We start from the raw sequence: 15,730 nt of genomic DNA, 5'->3' as shown, positions 1-15,730 counted from the left end.
CATCGATGTCGGGTCCTGCCGGACCCCCCGGGTACGCTCGCACCCGTGCCCTCCATGAACGAACTCGTACGCCAGCACACGGCCCTCGACGCCTCCGACCTCGAATGGCTCCATCTGCTGGTCTCGGAGTGGCAGCTGCTCTCCGACCTGTCCTTCGCCGACCTCGTCCTGTGGGTCCCCACGCGCGACGGCACCCGGTACGTCTCCGTGGCCCAGATGCGCCCCAACACCGGGCCCACCTCGTACCAGGACGACATGGTCGGCCACCTGGTCCCGCGCGGCCGCCGGCCGATGCTCGACGCCGCCCTGGACGAGGGCCGCATCGTGCGCGAGGGCGACCCGGAGTGGCGCGAGGAGGTGCCCGTCCGCGTCGAGTCCATCCCGGTGCGCCGCAACGGCCGGGTCCTCGGCGTCATCGCCCGCAACACCAACCTCCTCACCGTCCGCACCCCGAGCCGCCTCGAACTCACGTACCTGCAGAGCGCCTCCGACCTCGCGCAGATGATCGCGGCGGGCGCCTTCCCCTTCCCCGACCAGCAGGTCGACATGGACGCCTCGCCCCGCGTGGGCGACGGCCTGATCCGGGTCGACGCCGACGGCATCGTCCAGTACGCCTCGCCCAACGCGCTGTCCGCCTACCACCGCCTCGGCCTCGCCGCCGACCTCGTCGGGCACAACCTCGGCGTCACGACCGCCGAACTCGCGCCCTCCCGCGGCCCGGTGGACGAGGCGCTGGCCAAGGTCGCCAGCGGCTGGGCGCCCCGCGAGTTCGAGATCGAGGGCAACGACGGCGTGATCCAGCTGCGCGCCATCCCCCTCAAGCCCAAGGGCGTGCGCATCGGTTCGCTGGTGCTCCTCCGCGACGTCACCGAACTGCGCCGCCGCGAGCGCGAGTTGATCACCAAGGACGCGACCATCCGGGAGATCCACCACCGGGTGAAGAACAACCTGCAGACGGTCGCCGCGCTGCTGCGCCTCCAGGCCCGCCGCATCGAGTCCGAGCGCGGGCGCGAGGCGCTGGAGGAGGCCGTGCGCCGGGTCGGCTCCATCGCGATCGTCCACGAGACGCTGTCCCAGAACCTGGACGAGCGCGTGGAGTTCGACGAGATCGCCGACCGTGTGCTCGCCATGGTCGCCGAGATCTCACCCGGAAAGGTGACGGGCCGTCGCTCCGGCCGCTTCGGCATTCTCGACGCCGAGGTCGCCACCCCGCTGTCCATGGTCCTGACCGAGATCCTGCAGAACGCCCTGGAGCACGGCTTCCGCACCGGCGACACCGGCACCGTCGAGGTCTCGGCGGTCCGCGGCGGCAGCCCCAAGGAGGCCCGCCTGCTGGTCACCGTCCAGGACGACGGCGTCGGCCTGCCCGAGGGCTTCGACCCGCACCGCTCGGGCAACCTGGGCCTGCAGATCGTGCGGACCCTGGTCGAGGGCGAGCTGGGCGGCGCCTTCGACATGGTGCCGGCCCCGGACCGCGGCACCCGGGTCGTCCTGGACATCCCGGTCCGCGCCGAGAAGTAGACCCCTGGGGCGGACCTCCCCGGGGTCGGCCGCCGGCCGGCCGCGCACAGTGACGGGCCCCGTACAGCAAGGAGCCCCGGACCGTCACCGGTCCGGGGCTCACCGTGCTCGTGCTAAGCGCATCGGGGGTACTGCGCGCTGCGGCTCGGGGGCGGGAGTTGCGTACGCGCTGTACGCGCCGCCAAGCTCAGGCTCGCTGTGGGGTGGGTGTCAGGCGGAGGCCTGACGGGCCCGGTTGCGGGCGGCGCGGCGCTTCATGGCGCGGCGCTCGTCCTCGCTGAGGCCACCCCAGACGCCGGAGTCCTGGCCGGACTCGAGCGCCCACTGCAGACACTGCTCGATCACCGGGCAGCGGCGGCAGACGGCCTTGGCTTCCTCGATCTGCAGCAGCGCAGGACCGGTGTTGCCGATGGGGAAGAAGAGCTCGGGGTCTTCCTCGCGGCAAACGGCGTTGTGACGCCAGTCCATGGCTGCTACCTCTCCTTGGTATTACATGCAGATTGCTTGTGAATGTGAACGCTTTCACGAATCCCTCAACAAGTGAAGGGCCGAGCGCCAGGCTTCCTGGCGTGGTCCTGAAGATTGAGGAGGGGTTCGGGCTCTCTGTGGGGCCGATGGTGCGGGCCGTCCCGAGCGCCACGTAGAGACTCGCAAACCTCAGCGACGGATACAACCCCTTCCGGAAAGTTTTTTTTGATTCCTCGGTGTCGAGTAGGTCACAGCCGTACTTCCGTGGGGTGGATCCTGGCCTAAACGTTCGAGTGGAAGGATTTTCTGCGCTTCCGCTCACACAATCACACGCAGTGCACGGCGTACGCCTGTGAACGTCACGCTCGTGCGCAGTCCGAGGTGGTCGCCGTCCATCTGAAGCGGCAGCGGCACCTTCGAATGCAAGGTGAAGTCCGTCAAGTCGTGCAGGGTGACCGCATGCTTGCCGTGGGGTCCGCGCTCGGGGGACGAAGTGAGCAACTGGGTTGCATACCGGGCAACCGCGGCGGTCGACATGCGGCTGAGACCGAGTACGTCGAGCCCGGTATCGAACGAGGCCTTAGGCGACGCGTACACCGGACGATTGCCGAGAAACGTCCAGGGCGAGGTGTTGCAGACTATCGACAGCACCAGATCGGTCACCGGATCCTCACCGGGCCGCTCCAAGGTGATCATTCCGTGTCTGCGGTGCTCCTCGCCGAGGAACTGCCGCACGACCTGGCGCACGTACAGCGCGTGCGTGGAGCGTCTGCCCCGCTCGCGCTGCTGCTCCACTCTGCCGATCACACCGGCGTCGAAGCCGAGGCCGGCGCAGAAGGTGAACCAGCGGGAGGGCACCGACTCGTCCTCGGTGCCCGGGGTGCCGGCGGCCAGGCCGAGGCCCACCGTGCGCTCCCGGCCCTCGCGCAGCGCGTCCAGCAGGGCGCCGGTCGCCTCCACGGGCTGGTTCGGCAGGCCCAGGGCGCGGGCGAAGACGTTGGTGGAACCGCCGGGGACCACGGCGAGGCGGGGCAGGCGGTCGGGGTCGGGGCCGCGGTGCAGCAGGCCGTTGGCCACCTCGTTGACCGTGCCGTCCCCGCCCAGGGCCACGACCAGGTCGATGTCGTCGCTCTCCGCGGCCTGCCGGCCGAGGTCCCGGGCGTGCCCGCGGTACTCGGTGCTGACCGCCTCGAGCTTCATCTCGCTCGCCAGCGCGTGGATCAAGACGTCACGTGTGCGTGCGCTTGTGGTGGTTGCTGCCGGATTGACCACGAGAAGTGCACGCATGCGAAGCAGCGTACCTACCGAGCGGTACCCGGCCCAGACCGCATCGGGGATCAGAGGGGAGCGCGGACGTGGCCTTCGCCACCCGGGGCGACCGCCGGGCGCGGACCGGCGCCACCCGGGGCGGCCGGAGGGCGCGGGCCGAGGGCTACCCTGCAGGGGTGAGCCCTGAGCAGAACCCCACCCCGGAAACCGACGACGAGACCGGCCCGCGCCCCGGCCGGCTGACCGCCGCGGCGGCGCTCACGGGTCTTGAGGGCCTGGTCCTGGCCGTCGCCGGGATCTGGCTGCTGGTGTCGGGACTGGCCGGAGGGTCGGAGGACCGGGAACAGGCCGTCACGGGCGGCGTCACGCTGGTCGTGCTCGCGCTGCTGCCGCTGCTCGCCGCGAGCGGCCTGCTGCGGCGGAAGAGCTGGAGCCGGGGCCCCGCGATCATCACGCAGATCATGGCGCTGCCGGTGGCCTGGACGCTGCTCCAGGCCGACAGCGTCGCCATCCCGGGCGGCATCGTGCTGGCCGTGGTCGCGGTCACCGCACTGGTGCTGCTGGTGAATCCCGCGACGACCCGCGCCCTCGGCATCCGGCGCCCCGGCGAGGAGCAGGGCCCGGAGCACCCGAAGGCCGCCGGCCGCACGTGAGGCGGCCGCGGCGGCGAGCGGGCCGCCGGCGTCTCACTCGTCGACGAGGAGCTTCTCGCGCAGCTGCGCCAGCGTGCGCGCGAGAAGTCTGGAGACGTGCATCTGCGAGATGCCGACCTCCTGGGCGATCTGTGACTGCGTCATGTTCGCGAAGAACCGCAGCAGCAGGATGCGCTTCTCGCGCGGCGCCAGCCCCTCCAGCAGGGGCTTGAGCGACTCGCGGTACTCCACGCCCTCCAGCGCCTCGTCCTCGGCGCCCAGCGTGTCCGCCACGGCCGGGGACTCGTCGTCGGTGTCGGGCACGTCCAGGGACAGCGTGGAGTAGGCGTTCGCCGACTCCAGGCCCTCCAGGACCTCCTCCTCGGAGATCGACAGCTTCTCCGCGAGCTCGTGCACGGTGGGGGAGCGGCCGTGCAGCTGCGAGAGCTCCGCCGTCGCGGTGGTGAGCGCCAGGCGCAGCTCCTGCAGCCGGCGCGGCACGCGCACCGCCCAGCCCTTGTCGCGGAAGTGCCGCTTGATCTCGCCGACCACCGTGGGCGTCGCGTACGTGGAGAACTCCACGCCCCGCTCCGGGTCGAACCGGTCGACCGACTTGATCAGGCCGATGGTGGCGACCTGTGTGAGGTCGTCCAGCGGCTCGCCGCGGTTGCGGAAGCGGCGCGCGAGGTGCTCGACGAGCGGCAGATGCATCTGGACCAGTTGGTTGCGCAGCTTCGCGTACTCGGCGCTGGTCGGCTCCAGGGTGCGCAGCCGGACGAACATCGCCCGGGCCCCGCTGCGGTTCTGGGGGTCGTGCTGTGCGCCGGAGGCGCCCTGCTCGGCATTCCGCTCGTGCTGCTCGCTCATAGTCCCGCCCGTCACCCTTCCCCGAGCTCCCGGCTCCTTCCCCGCCGACGCCGTCGTCCGCGTGGATGGCCTGCCGTGAGCGGGGGAGGCCCCGTCACCTTCCGAGGGCACCGCACCGGACGCCGTCCCGGATGACCTCGGGCGTGTGCCCCGATGGACCCGCCGTCCGTCGTGACGGACGGCGGGCGCCCCGCCGCTCCCGTCGAGCGGCTCCGTCCCGTGCGCCGCGGCCGCCGAGGAGCCCCCCTCGGGATGCGGCCGGGCCTGCTGCTCGGGAATGCCGTCGACACCTTCCGCCGGCCGCGGCGGCCCGCCGCGGCCGCTGTCTTCTCCGGCGGGAAGCTCCCGCGTGTCGCTCTCTTCGTCCCGCACCGGCCCGTCCCCGTTCCTCACGCCGGCCCGGGGCCGGCGCCACGCTGTTTGTAGAGGCTGATCGCGACGGTCCTGTCCTCGGCGACCGAGGAGGACACCTTGCCGGCCAGGGCCGACAGGACGGTCCAGGCGAAGGTGTCCCGCGAGGGGGCGTGACCGTCGGTGGTCGGGGCCGAGACCGTCACTTCGAGCGAATCGTCGACGAGCCGGAAGACGCAGCTGAGCACCGAGCCGGGCACGGCCTGCTGCAGCAGGATCGCGCAGGCCTCGTCCACGGCGATGCGCAGGTCCTCGATCTCGTCGAGGGTGAAGTCCAAACGGGCCGCGAGGCCGGCCGTGGCCGTCCGCAGCACCGACAGGTAGGCACCCGCAGCCGGCAGCCGGACTTCCACGAAGTCCTGGGTCGCGGGCTCGCCTGCGATCTGGGACACCCTCACCTCCAAGGTGGTACAAGCTATCCAGGGGGCCGACGCCCCCAAGGCACGGGTCATTGGTTCAGCGGTGACGCTATCGCGCTGCCAAGCTCCCTGTCCCCGGGACCCCAGCCCCTTGCTGTCACTCATAGTAAACACACGAACACGCACAGTGGCTAGGGGGTCCGCGGGCCCAATTGGGAAGAGCGCGCGCCGGGTTGACGTACCCAGGGGTCAGACCGTCGAACCGCGCCGCCGCGGGGTCACACGAGGACGTGGTCGACGAAGCACCAGCGCCAGTCCTCGCCCGGCTCGAAGGTGCGCATCACCGGGTGCCCCGTCTGCTTGTAGTGCTCCGTCGCGTGCTGCAGCGGCGAGGAGTCGCAGCAGCCGACATGACCGCACTCCAGGCACAGCCGCAGCTGCACCGGATGGGTTCCGGCCTCCTGGCACTCCCGGCAGGTGTCGCTGAGAGGCTCGGGATCGACGGCCGGCAGCGCGTCGGTGTGCGTGCACTGTTTCATGATTGTCAGGTTACGACGGGCGGGCACGAGGAGTCCCGCCCAGAAGGAGGCGGGACCGGACGATGCATGTGATGCCATTGCTGCTGCTGATCGCGGGCAGCGCGGCCGTCGCCGGCGCGGCCCGGCGCACCCCGGTCCCCGCGCCGCTGCTGCTGGTCACGGTGGGCCTGGTCGTCTCGTACGTCCCCGGGGTGCCCGAGTACGCCCTGGACCCCGGGGTGGTGCTGCCGCTGCTGCTCCCCCCGCTGCTGTACACGGCGGCCACCGACAGCTCCTACCTCGACCTGCGCGCCCAGCTGCGCCCCGTGGCGCTGCTGTCGGTCGGGTACGTGCTGTTCGCGACGCTGACCGTCGGGTACGTGGCCCATCTGGTCGTGCCCGGGCTGCCGCTCACCGCGGCGCTGGTGCTGGGCGCGGTGGTGGCGCCGCCCGACGCGGTGGCGGCCACGGCGGTCGCGCGCAGGGTCGGGCTGCCCTCCCGGATCACCACGATCCTCCAGGGCGAGTCCCTGGTGAACGACGCCACCGCGATCACCGCCTACAAGGTGGCCCTCGCCGCCGCGGTCGGCGAGGGCGCGACCTGGGCGGGCGGCGTCGGCGAGTTCCTGGTCGCGGCGGTCGGCGGCGTCGGCGTCGGGCTCGTCCTGATGGTCCCGATCCACTGGCTGCGCACCCGCCTGCGCGAGGCGCTGCTGCAGAACACCCTCTCCCTGCTGATCCCGTTCGTCGCCTACGCGGTGGCCGAGCAGGTGCACGCCTCCGGCGTGCTGGCCGTGGTCGTCGTCGCGCTCTACCTGGGGCACCGCGCCTACGAGGTCGACTTCGCGACCCGGCTGCAGGAGGGGGCGGTGTGGAAGATGGTCGCGTTCGTCCTGGAGTCCGCGGTCTTCGCGCTGATCGGCCTGCAGCTGCCGGTCGTCCTGAGGGGACTCGGGGAGTACGAGGGGCCCCGCGCCGCCTGGTACGCCGTCGTCGTCTTCCTGGCCGTCGTGGCGTCCCGGTTCGCCTGGGTGTATCCGGCCACCTTCCTGCCCCGGTTCTTCTCGGCGCGGATCAGGGAGCGGGAGGACAACCCCACCTGGAAGGCGCCGTTCGTGATCGGCTGGGCCGGGATGCGCGGCGTGGTCTCCCTCGCCATCGCCTTCTCGATCCCGCTGACCCTGCACGGCGGCGAGGGGGCGTTCCCCGAGCGCAACATGGTGCTCTTCCTGACCTTCACGACCGTGATCGGCACGCTCGTCGTGCAGGGGCTCTCCCTGCCCCCGCTGATCCGGCTGCTGAGGCTGCCGGGCCGGGACCCGCAGGCGGAGACGCTCGCGGAGGCCAACGCCCAGGCGCAGGCGTCCCGGGCCGCCGAGAAGCGCCTGGCCGACCTGCTCGACGACGAGCGCAACGCCCTGCCGCCGCCGCTCGCCGACCGGCTGCGCGCGGTCCTGGAGCGGCGCCGCAACGCCGTCTGGGAGCGGCTGGGCGCGGTGAACCCGGTGACCGGCGAGACCGTCGACGACACCTACCGGCGGCTGTCGCGCGAGATGATCGGCGCCGAGCGCGAGGTCTTCGTCCGGCTGCGCAACGGCCGCTACATCGACGACGAGATGCTGCGCACCCTGCTGCGGCGGCTGGACCTGGAGGAGGCGGCGGCCTACCGCGAGACGGCGGTCTGAGGGGTCCCCGCGGGGGCGTCCCCGTCGAAGGGCCGGCCGGTGACGACCGCCGCGAGCACCGTGCCGGGCGGGAACGCGCCCTCCTCGGTCATCGTCAGCAGCCCGTACAGCAGCTTGGCGACGTACAGGCGCTCGACGGGCAGCCCGTGGCGGTCCTCGAAGTCCGCGGCGAACGCCTCCAGCCCGGCGGGGACCCGGGCGTAGCCGCCGAAGTGGAAGCGGTCGTCGAGGGACCACTCGCCCCGGGGGCCGCCGAACGCCTTCCGTTGCAGCGCCCGGACCTCCCCGCCCAGGAAGCCGCCCTTGAGGACCGGGACGCCGACGGCGCGCCGGCCGGGCCCGAGCCCCGCGGCCAGGCCGGCGAGCGTGCCGCCGGTGCCGCAGGCCACCGCGGCCACGTCCGCCCGGTCCCGCAGCTCCTGACCGAGCGCCGTACAGCCGCGCACGGCGGGGGCGTTGCTGCCGCCCTCGGGGACGACGTACGCGTCCTCGGCGCCGGCCGCGCGCAGGAGCGCCGCCAGGGTGTCCGGCTCGGTCTTGCGGCGGTACGCGGCCCGGTCGGCGAAGTGCAGGCGCATGCCGTCGGCCGCGCACCGGGCGAGCGAGGGGTTGAGCGGCCGGGCGGCCAGTTCCTCGCCGCGGACCACACCGACCGTCGGGAGGCCGAGCAGGCGCCCGGCCGCGGCGGTGGCGCGCAGATGGTTGGACCAGGCGCCGCCGAAGGTCAGCAGCGTACGGCCCGCCGCCGCGTCGAGGTTGGGGGCGAGTTTGCGCCACTTGTTGCCCGTCAGCTCCGGGTGGATCAGGTCGTCCCGCTTGAGCAGCAGGCGGACGCCGTGCCGGGCGAAGCGCTCGTCAGGAGCCTCGTGCAACGGCGACGGCAGCCGCGGCCGCAGGGCGGCGGTGGCGGGCGTCTCGGGGGCGTCGGGGCCGGTCACCCGGACATTGTCGGTCATCTGTTCCCACGCCCGCCCGGTCGCCCCGGGGTCACTGCAGGCGTTTGGCGATCCGCTCGCGCAGCGACTTCATGGTGAACCCGCGCGGGTCCACCTTGCCCGGCTGCCACTCCAGGTGGCCGATGACCGAGCGCTCCGTCCAGCCGTGGTGGCGGCAGACCGCGGCCGACGCCCTCACGACGGCGTCCAGCTGCGCCGCAGGCCACGGGTCCTCGCCGTCGCCGAGGTTCTCGCACTCGAAGCCGTAGAAGTGCCGGTTGCCGTCGGTGTTCGCCTCGTTGTCCGGCGGCAGGCCCTTCTCGGCGATCACCGCGCGCAGGACGTCGTCGTCGCCGAGGCCCGCGTGGTTGGCACGGCCGTATCCGACCAGGTGGACCCGGCCGTCCTTGGTGATCACGCCGTGGCACAGCGGGCCGGGGAGCGAGTCGTACCCGTCCCGGCAGAGCGCGACGGTCCGCGCGCTCCCGGAGGTCACCGTGTGGTGGATCATCACGCCGTGGACAGGGCCCCAGGGGCCCTTGTGGTTGCGGTTGTGGGTCTCCCAGTCGCCGACCTCGACGACGGTGAGCCCCTCGGCCTTGAGTCTGGCCAGGAATCTGCTCGCGGACATGGGTGGGGCCACGCCGCCTCCTTGCGGGCCGCGCCGGCCGCCGGACGCGGCCGCCTCGTACCGCAGCCTTTTACCGGGCGCGTGGAAGCTGAAACAAGGCGTGCGCACGGTGGAGGGGAGCCGCCCGCGGACAGTGGTCAGGACCCGCGGCGCGCACCGCCCCGGCCTCGGGCCCGCCGCCGGAAAGTGCCCACAAAATGCCCAGTGCGCCGCGCGTTCATTCCCGCTCATTCGTGTAATGGCGTTGTCACCCTACGTGCTGGAAGTGTTGTCCGCGCAGTTCAATGCACGATCGGGAGGGCATTTCATGTCGGTAGGCGAAGAGATCCGTACGGACGGGGACCGGCCGCAGAAGAGTCTTGGCACATCCGCCGCGCGGAATCTGGCCACGACCACCAAGTCCGTGCCGCAGATGCAGGAGATCAGCTCGCGCTGGCTGCTGCGCATGCTGCCGTGGGTGAACGTGCAGGGCGGGACCTACCGGGTCAACAGGAGGCTCACCTACGCGGTGGGCGACGGCCGCGTCACGTTCGTGAAGACCGGCGACCGTGTCGAGGTGATCCCCGCCGAGCTGGGTGAACTCCCGGCCCTGCGCGGCTTCGAGGACGAGGAGGTGCTCCAGGAACTGGCCGCCCGTTGCGAGCAGCGCGAGTTCGCCCCGGGCGAACTGCTGGCCGCCTTCGGCAGCCAGGCCGACGAGGTGTTCCTGCTCGCGCACGGCAGGGTCGAGAAGGTCGGCACGGGGCCCTACGGCGACGACTCCGTCCTCGGGGTGCTCGCCGACGGCGCGTACTTCGGCGAGCAGGCGGTCCTCGACTCCGAGGCCATCTGGGAGTACTCGGCCCGGGCCGCCACCGCCTGTACGGTGCTGGCTCTGCCCCGGACCCACATCGAGCAGGTCGCGGAGCGCTCCGACGCCCTGCGCGAGCACTTCCAGCACCTGCGCTCGGTGCCGCAGCAGCGCACCAACAAGTACGGCGAGAAGGCGATCGACCTGTCCGCCGGCCACGCCGGCGAGCCGGACATCCCCGGCACGTTCGTCGACTACGAGTCGGCGCCCCGGCAGTACGAGCTGAGCGTCGCCCAGACCGTGCTCCGCGTCCACACCCGCGTGGCCGACCTCTACAACCAGCCCATGAACCAGACGGAACAGCAGTTGCGGCTCACCGTGGAGGCGCTGAAGGAGCGCCAGGAGCACGAGCTGATCAACAACAGCGAGTTCGGGCTGCTCCACAACTGCGAGTACGACCAGCGCATCCAGCCCCACGACGGGGTGCCGGGCCCCGACGACATGGACGAACTGCTCAGCAGGCGGCGCGGGTCCAAGCTGTTCCTCGCCCACCCGCGCGCGATCGCCGCGTTCGGGCGCGAGCTCAACAAGCGCGGACTGGTGCCCGAGACCGTCGACATCAACGGCAACCGCATCCCGACCTGGCGCGGAGTGCCGATCTTCCCGTGCAGCAAGATCCCGGTGAGCGACGCCAGGACCACCTCGATCATCTGCATGCGAACGGGAGAGGCCGACCAGGGGGTCATCGGCCTGCACCAGACGGGCATCCCCGACGAGATCGAGCCCAGCCTCTCCGTCCGCTTCATGGGCATCAGCGAGCAGGCGATCATGTCGTACCTCGTGACGACCTACTACTCGGCCGCCGTACTGGTGCCGGACGCGCTGGGAGTCCTCGAGAACGTCGAGATCGGCCGTTGGTGACGCCCCGCGGGCGCCGGCCCGCCGTGTCCCCTCCGGCCCGGACGGGTAGACCGACCGGGTATGCGCCCAGCGGCAGCGGAAGCGCCACCGTCCGCCGACTCTCCGAGGAACACCATGGGTGAGTTCACGACGACGGAGACGAAGCACGGCCCGGTCCCGGCCGCCCGGAGGCGGGGCCCGGTCGACGGCCGGGCCCCGGCCGGGCCCAGGGACCCGGGCGGGGAACCGGGAACCGACGACGGGAGGAAGCCCACGGAGCGGCCCGCACCGTTCGACGAACAGGAGGCCGAGGGTCTCCTCGAAGCGGCCCGGGCGTCGGTCGACCCCGAGCTGCGCAGGGCCGTGGCGACCCTGCCCGCCCCGCTGCGGCGGATCGCCCGGTACCACTTCGGCTGGGAGCACGCGGACGGCACCCCCGCGGAGGGCAACGCGGGGAAGGCCGTCCGGCCCGCGCTGGTGCTGGCCGCCACGCGGGCGCTCGGCGGGAGCCACGGCGCGGCCGTTCGGGCCGCGGCGGCGGTGGAGCTGATCCACAACTTCACGCTGCTGCACGACGACGTCATGGACCGGGACGCCACCCGCAGACACCGGCCCACCGTGTGGAGCGTGTTCGGCGACGCCGACGCGATCCTCGCGGGGGACGCGCTGCAGGCACTGGCGCAGCAGATGCTCGCCGAGGACCCGCACCCGGAGGCCCGGGCCGCCGCCGCCCGGATCGCCGCCTGCGTCGTCGAACTGTGCGCGGGACAGCAGGTCGACACCGCCATGGAGCGGCGCAGGCCCGACGAGGTCACCCTCGACGAGTGCCTGGACACGGCGGAGGCCAAGACGGGAGCGCTGCTCGGGTGCGCCTGCGCGGTGGGCGCGCTGTACGCGGGGGCGGGCGACGACGACGTCGAGGCGCTGGACGCGTTCGGCCGGGAGGCCGGGCTCGCCTTCCAGCTCATCGACGACGTGATCGGCATCTGGGGCGATCCGCGGCGCACCGGCAAACCGGCCGGGGCCGACCTGATGGTCCGCAAGAAGTCCCTGCCGGTCGTGGCCGCGCTCACCTCCGGCACCGCGGCCGGCGACGAACTGGCCGAGCTGTACGGCGCGCCGTACGCGGAGGGCGACCTGGAGCGGACCGTCCTCGCCGTCGAGCGGGCGGGAGGCCGCGACTGGGCGCAGGTCCAAGCGGCCGACCGCATGGCGCGGGCCCTGCACCACCTGTCCCTGGCGGTGCCGGACCCGGAGGCGGCCGGCGGCCTGCTGGCGCTGGCGGAGTTCGTCACCCGGCGCAGCGCGTAGCGCGCGGCGGTGGCGCCCGGTGGCGGCAGCCGTGCGGACGCGCGGGGCCGCCACCGGGACCGGGAGGCGGCGGCCGCCGTGCCCCGAACGCCGGAGCGTCCGGGGTCGCGTGGTGTCCGACGGCGGCGCGCGATCACGGACTCCGGTCCCGCGGGCCCCGCACACCCCTGGTGTGCGGGGCCCGTCCCCCTGACCGCCGCGCCGGCGCGGGCCGTCCGCGGGCTCGGCTGTCGGGTCCCCGTGTCCCGCCCTACTCTGGGGACATGGGCACTGACAAGCACGTCTGTCCCACCTGCGGCCGGGCCGTCCCGACGGTCGTCACCAGGCGCAAGACCCTGGGCGCGTACGTGCCCGTGTGGGGCCCCGGACCCTGTGGCGACCCCGAGTGCGCGGCCTACGAGACCGACGGCTCGGAGGCGGGCCGGTCCCGGCACGAGGCCGCGCACGGCCGGCACGGGCGCAGCCACCGGCGGATGCCCGGGCGCGGGGACGGCGCGCCGTCCGGAGGCGGGAACGACCGGGGCCGGAGCGCCGGACCGGGCCGCGAGGGCGGGCCGGAGCCCGTCGTGGAGCAGCATCCGGAGGCGCCCGGGGACGGCGGTCCGAAGAAGGCGTGAAGGAAGCTCTGGGCGCATGTCGCGTGAAGCCCCGGCTTCCCGCAGGACTTCGGCCGGGAACGGCCGTCGGAGTGGTGCGGCCCGGGCGGCGGTGCACGCCTGCGACGGCGGCGTGGCCGGGGCGGCGGAGCGCGGCGGGGGCGAGGACGACGGTGGTGCGGCCGGGACGGTGCGGCGGCACGGCCGCGGGGACCGGCCGGGAGGGCGCCCGGCCGGAGCGGACGGGCGGACCACGCACCAGGCCCCCCGGTCGCGCCGTGCGGCGGGGCCGGGGGGCCGGGTGCGGGCGGACGACGCCGCGGACGGCAGGCGCCCGCGGGTCCTCCGGAACAGGGCCGGAAGACCGGTCAGGCCTTCTTGGTCTCCCAGAAGATCTTGTCGATCTGGGCGATGTAGTCCAGGGCCTTCTGGCCCGTGGCCGGGTCCTTCGACGCCTTGGCGGCCGAGAGGGCCTTCAGGGTGTCGTTGACCAGCTGGTGCAGCTCCGGGTACTTCTCGAAGTGCGGAGCCTTGAAGTAGTCGCTCCACAGCACGGAGACGTGGTGCTTGGCCAGCTCGGCGCGCTGCTCCTTGATGATGGTGGCGCGCGTCTGGAAGTGCGGGTCGTCGTTGGCGGCCATCTTCTCCTGCACGGCCTTCACCGACTCCGCCTCGATGCGGGCCTGGGCCGGGTCGTACACGCCGCACGGCAGGTCGCAGTGGGCGCTGACCGTGACCTTGGGGGCAAACAGGCGGGAGAGCATGGGTGCTGTCCTTCCTCGTGATCGTCTTCTCAGGTGGGACATTACTCCGTGGGCGACCTGTTTTCGCGGGTGCCCCCATGGGCTTAGGACAAAAGTCCGGGGTGAGACTGGGACTGGTGGAGGAGAGGACCGGGGAGGTGCCGGTGATGCCGGAGCTGCCGCAGGAGACCGAACGGGGGAGGGCCCTCGTTCCGCTGGGCACGGCCGAGGTGACGGGTCCGTCGATGGTGCCCACGCTGCACCACGGGGACCGGCTCGTCGTGCAGTACGGGGCCCGGGTCAAACCCGGTGACGTGATCGTCCTGCGCCATCCGTTCCAGCAGGACCTGCTGGTCGTCAAGCGGGCCGCCGAGCGGCGCGAGGGCGGCTGGTGGGTGCTGGGGGACAACGCCTACGCGGGCGGCGACAGCACGGACTACGGCACCGTCCCCCAGGACCTGGTGCTGGCCAAGGTGCGGGCCCGTTTCCGCCCGCGCCGGGCCGATCAGCGCTCGCCGCTGGCCGTGCTGCGCTGGGCGCTGTCCGCCGTGCGGCCGGTCCTGTCCGACCGGTCGGCCTCCAGGCGTTTGCGGGCGCGGTAGGCCGCCACGTTGGCGCGGGTGGCGCAGCGGTCCGAGCAGTAGCGCCGGGAGCGGTTGGTGGAGGTGTCCAGGTAGGCGTTGCGGCACGGCGCCGCCTCGCACAGGCCCAGGCGGTCCACGCCGTACTCGGTGAGGTGGAAGGCCAGTCCCATGGCGGCGATGGCGGCGTAGCCCGCGGTCGCGTTGGAGGGGTGGTCCGCCAGGTGCATGTGCCACAGCGGACGGCCGTCGTCGTCGCGGAAGTCGTGCCCGGAGATCTGCGGGCTCACCGGGAACTCCAGGAGGAGGGAGTTCAGCAGGTCCACGGCGAGGGTCTCGTCGTCGGCGTCCGCCGCCTCGAAGACCGCGCGCAGCCGGGCGCGCACCGAGCGGAAGCGCGTCACGTCCGCGTCCGTGGCGCGCCGCGCCGCGGACGAGTTGCCCCCGAAGAGGTCACGGACCGCGTCGACCGAGGTGAGTGAGTCCTTGCCCCGGGCCGGCTCCTCGCTGTTGACGAGACGTACGGCGTAGTCCGAGTAATAGGCCAGTTCCACTTGTAGTCCTTACGAGGGCGCTCTATGGTCGTGCGTGCGGACACGTAACAGATGGCTGTCCATCCAGGGTATTACGCACGACAAAGGGTGAGGGGTGTCATGACGACCACGACCGGGGCCGACTGGCAGGCATGGCAGGAGAGCTGGGACCGCCAGCAGGAGTGGTACATGCCGGACCGCGAGGAGCGCTTCCGGGTGATGCTCGACATGGTGGAGGCGCTGGTGGGCCCGGCCCCGCGCGTCCTGGACCTGGCCTGCGGCACCGGCAGCATCACGGCGCGGCTGCTCGACCGCCTCCCGGGGGCCACGAGCACCGGGGTCGACCTCGACCCCGCGCTGCTGACGATCGCGGAGGGCACCTTCGCGGGCGACGACCGGGTCTCCTTCGTCACCGCGGACCTCACGGACCCCGGCTGGACGTCGGCCCTGCCGTACGACTCCTACGACGCCGTCCTCACCGCGACCGCCCTCCACTGGCTGCACAGCGAACCCCTCGCGGTCCTCTACGGTCGGGTCGCGGAGCTGGTCCGCGACGGCGGTGTGTTCATGAACGCGGACCACATGATCGACGAGTCCACGCCCCGGATCAACGCCGCCGAGCGCGCGCAGCGGCACGCGCGCATGGACGAGGCCAGGAAGGCGGGCGCGCTGGACTGGGCCGACTGGTGGGCGCTGGCCGCGCGCGACCCGCTGCTCGCCGAGCCGACGGCCCGCCGGTTCGAGATCTACGGGGAGCACGCCGACGGGGACACCCCCTCCGCCGACTGGCACGTGCGCGTGCTGCGGGAGAAGGGCTTCGGCGAGGCCCGCACGGTCTGGCGCTCGCCCGCGGACGCGCTGGTCCTCGCGCTCAAGTAGCGGCGCCCGCGAGGGCGGACGAGCAGCGGTGCCCGCGAGGGCGGACGGCGGTACGGCGAAGGGGCGGCACGGACATCCCGTACCGCCCCCTTCCGCGTCCG

17 protein-coding genes are annotated in these 15,730 nt (G+C 72.8%); 8 read left to right on the top strand and 9 right to left on the bottom strand.

Translation table 11 applies throughout. The features are described from left to right. The first annotated feature begins 54 nt into the window (after nucleotides 1–54). A complete protein-coding gene (locus IE271_RS03870; protein WP_190188975.1) occupies nucleotides 55–1,521 on the top strand; it encodes a sensor histidine kinase in 1,467 nt (488 codons plus the stop codon). 210 nt (nucleotides 1,522–1,731) lie between these two features. Here the strand turns inward: IE271_RS03870 and IE271_RS03865 are convergent, their stop codons facing one another. Together IE271_RS03865 and IE271_RS03860 are read right to left on the bottom strand one after the other, a co-directional pair. Next, complete coding sequence (locus IE271_RS03865; protein ID WP_003992873.1) at nucleotides 1,732–1,989, bottom strand: WhiB family transcriptional regulator; 258 nt, start codon at nucleotides 1,987–1,989, stop codon at nucleotides 1,732–1,734. Between the two features lie 318 nt (nucleotides 1,990–2,307). Continuing rightward, complete coding sequence (locus IE271_RS03860; protein WP_190188713.1) at nucleotides 2,308–3,276, bottom strand: diacylglycerol/lipid kinase family protein; 969 nt, start codon at nucleotides 3,274–3,276, stop codon at nucleotides 2,308–2,310. Nucleotides 3,277–3,434: 158 nt separating this feature from the next. Here IE271_RS03860 and IE271_RS03855 point away from each other — a divergent pair, with 158 nt between their 5' ends. After that, nucleotides 3,435–3,911, top strand: a complete 477-nt coding sequence (locus IE271_RS03855; RefSeq protein WP_190188712.1) for a hypothetical protein — start codon at nucleotides 3,435–3,437, stop codon at nucleotides 3,909–3,911. Between the two features lie 33 nt (nucleotides 3,912–3,944). Here IE271_RS03855 and IE271_RS03850 read toward each other — a convergent pair whose 3' ends face one another. From IE271_RS03850 to IE271_RS03840, 3 genes are all read right to left on the bottom strand, one after another. Continuing rightward, nucleotides 3,945–5,150, bottom strand: a complete 1,206-nt coding sequence (locus IE271_RS03850; protein ID WP_190188711.1) for an RNA polymerase sigma factor SigF — start codon at nucleotides 5,148–5,150, stop codon at nucleotides 3,945–3,947. Continuing rightward, on the bottom strand, nucleotides 5,147–5,560 hold the full coding sequence (locus tag IE271_RS03845) for an ATP-binding protein (RefSeq protein WP_190188710.1): 414 nt from the start codon (nucleotides 5,558–5,560) through the stop codon (nucleotides 5,147–5,149). The genes IE271_RS03850 and IE271_RS03845 overlap by 4 nt, the downstream gene beginning before the upstream one ends. Before the next feature lie 245 nt (nucleotides 5,561–5,805). Continuing rightward, nucleotides 5,806–6,066: a UBP-type zinc finger domain-containing protein gene (locus IE271_RS03840; protein ID WP_190188709.1), complete on the bottom strand. Its 261-nt coding sequence runs from the start codon at nucleotides 6,064–6,066 to the stop codon at nucleotides 5,806–5,808. A gap of 62 nt (nucleotides 6,067–6,128) precedes the next feature. Here IE271_RS03840 and IE271_RS03835 point away from each other — a divergent pair, with 62 nt between their 5' ends. Next, a complete protein-coding gene (locus IE271_RS03835) occupies nucleotides 6,129–7,730 on the top strand; it encodes a Na+/H+ antiporter (protein ID WP_190188708.1) in 1,602 nt (533 codons plus the stop codon). On the opposite strand, the gene IE271_RS03830 is transcribed toward IE271_RS03835, so the two are convergent. Beyond that, nucleotides 7,709–8,686, bottom strand: a complete 978-nt coding sequence (locus IE271_RS03830) for a 1-aminocyclopropane-1-carboxylate deaminase/D-cysteine desulfhydrase (protein ID WP_190188707.1) — start codon at nucleotides 8,684–8,686, stop codon at nucleotides 7,709–7,711. The two genes, IE271_RS03835 and IE271_RS03830, sit on opposite strands and share 22 nt — an antisense overlap. Nucleotides 8,687–8,717: 31 nt before the next feature. After that, on the bottom strand, nucleotides 8,718–9,308 hold the full coding sequence (locus IE271_RS03825) for an N-acetylmuramoyl-L-alanine amidase (protein WP_190188706.1): 591 nt from the start codon (nucleotides 9,306–9,308) through the stop codon (nucleotides 8,718–8,720). 295 nt (nucleotides 9,309–9,603) lie between these two features. On the opposite strand from IE271_RS03825, the gene IE271_RS03820 reads away from it, so the two are divergent. From IE271_RS03820 to IE271_RS03810, 3 genes are all read left to right on the top strand, one after another. After that, nucleotides 9,604–11,007, top strand: coding sequence for a family 2B encapsulin nanocompartment shell protein (locus IE271_RS03820; RefSeq protein WP_190188705.1), 1,404 nt, complete (start codon nucleotides 9,604–9,606; stop codon nucleotides 11,005–11,007). Nucleotides 11,008–11,121: 114 nt separating this feature from the next. After that, nucleotides 11,122–12,297, top strand: coding sequence for a family 2 encapsulin nanocompartment cargo protein polyprenyl transferase (locus tag IE271_RS03815; protein WP_190188704.1), 1,176 nt, complete (start codon nucleotides 11,122–11,124; stop codon nucleotides 12,295–12,297). A gap of 263 nt (nucleotides 12,298–12,560) precedes the next feature. After that, entirely contained in the window at nucleotides 12,561–12,914 is a 354-nt protein-coding gene (locus tag IE271_RS03810; RefSeq protein WP_190188703.1) for a hypothetical protein, read from the top strand. Nucleotides 12,915–13,261: 347 nt separating this feature from the next. On the opposite strand, the gene sodN is transcribed toward IE271_RS03810, so the two are convergent. Beyond that, nucleotides 13,262–13,657, bottom strand: a complete 396-nt coding sequence (sodN, locus tag IE271_RS03805) for a superoxide dismutase, Ni (protein WP_190188702.1) — start codon at nucleotides 13,655–13,657, stop codon at nucleotides 13,262–13,264. A 146-nt stretch (nucleotides 13,658–13,803) separates the two neighbouring features. Here sodN and sodX point away from each other — a divergent pair, with 146 nt between their 5' ends. Beyond that, the gene (sodX, locus tag IE271_RS03800) at nucleotides 13,804–14,238 is read left to right on the top strand and encodes a nickel-type superoxide dismutase maturation protease (protein ID WP_190188974.1); all 435 of its coding nucleotides are present in this window, start codon (nucleotides 13,804–13,806) and stop codon (nucleotides 14,236–14,238) included. Here the strand turns inward: sodX and IE271_RS03795 are convergent. Continuing rightward, entirely contained in the window at nucleotides 14,142–14,771 is a 630-nt protein-coding gene (locus tag IE271_RS03795; protein ID WP_190188701.1) for a CGNR zinc finger domain-containing protein, read from the bottom strand. The two genes, sodX and IE271_RS03795, sit on opposite strands and share 97 nt — an antisense overlap. Before the next feature lie 99 nt (nucleotides 14,772–14,870). Between IE271_RS03795 and IE271_RS03790 the strand changes: the two genes are divergently transcribed. Further along, entirely contained in the window at nucleotides 14,871–15,629 is a 759-nt protein-coding gene (locus IE271_RS03790) for a class I SAM-dependent methyltransferase (protein WP_190188700.1), read from the top strand. Nucleotides 15,630–15,730 lie beyond the last annotated feature (101 nt).

This window comes from Streptomyces minutiscleroticus, from assembly GCF_014650875.1.
In the GTDB taxonomy this organism is placed as follows: Bacteria; Actinomycetota; Actinomycetes; order Streptomycetales; family Streptomycetaceae; genus Streptomyces; species Streptomyces minutiscleroticus.
The sequence above is the reverse complement of the archived record's forward strand: the minus strand, read 5'-3'. Positions and strand labels throughout refer to the sequence as shown.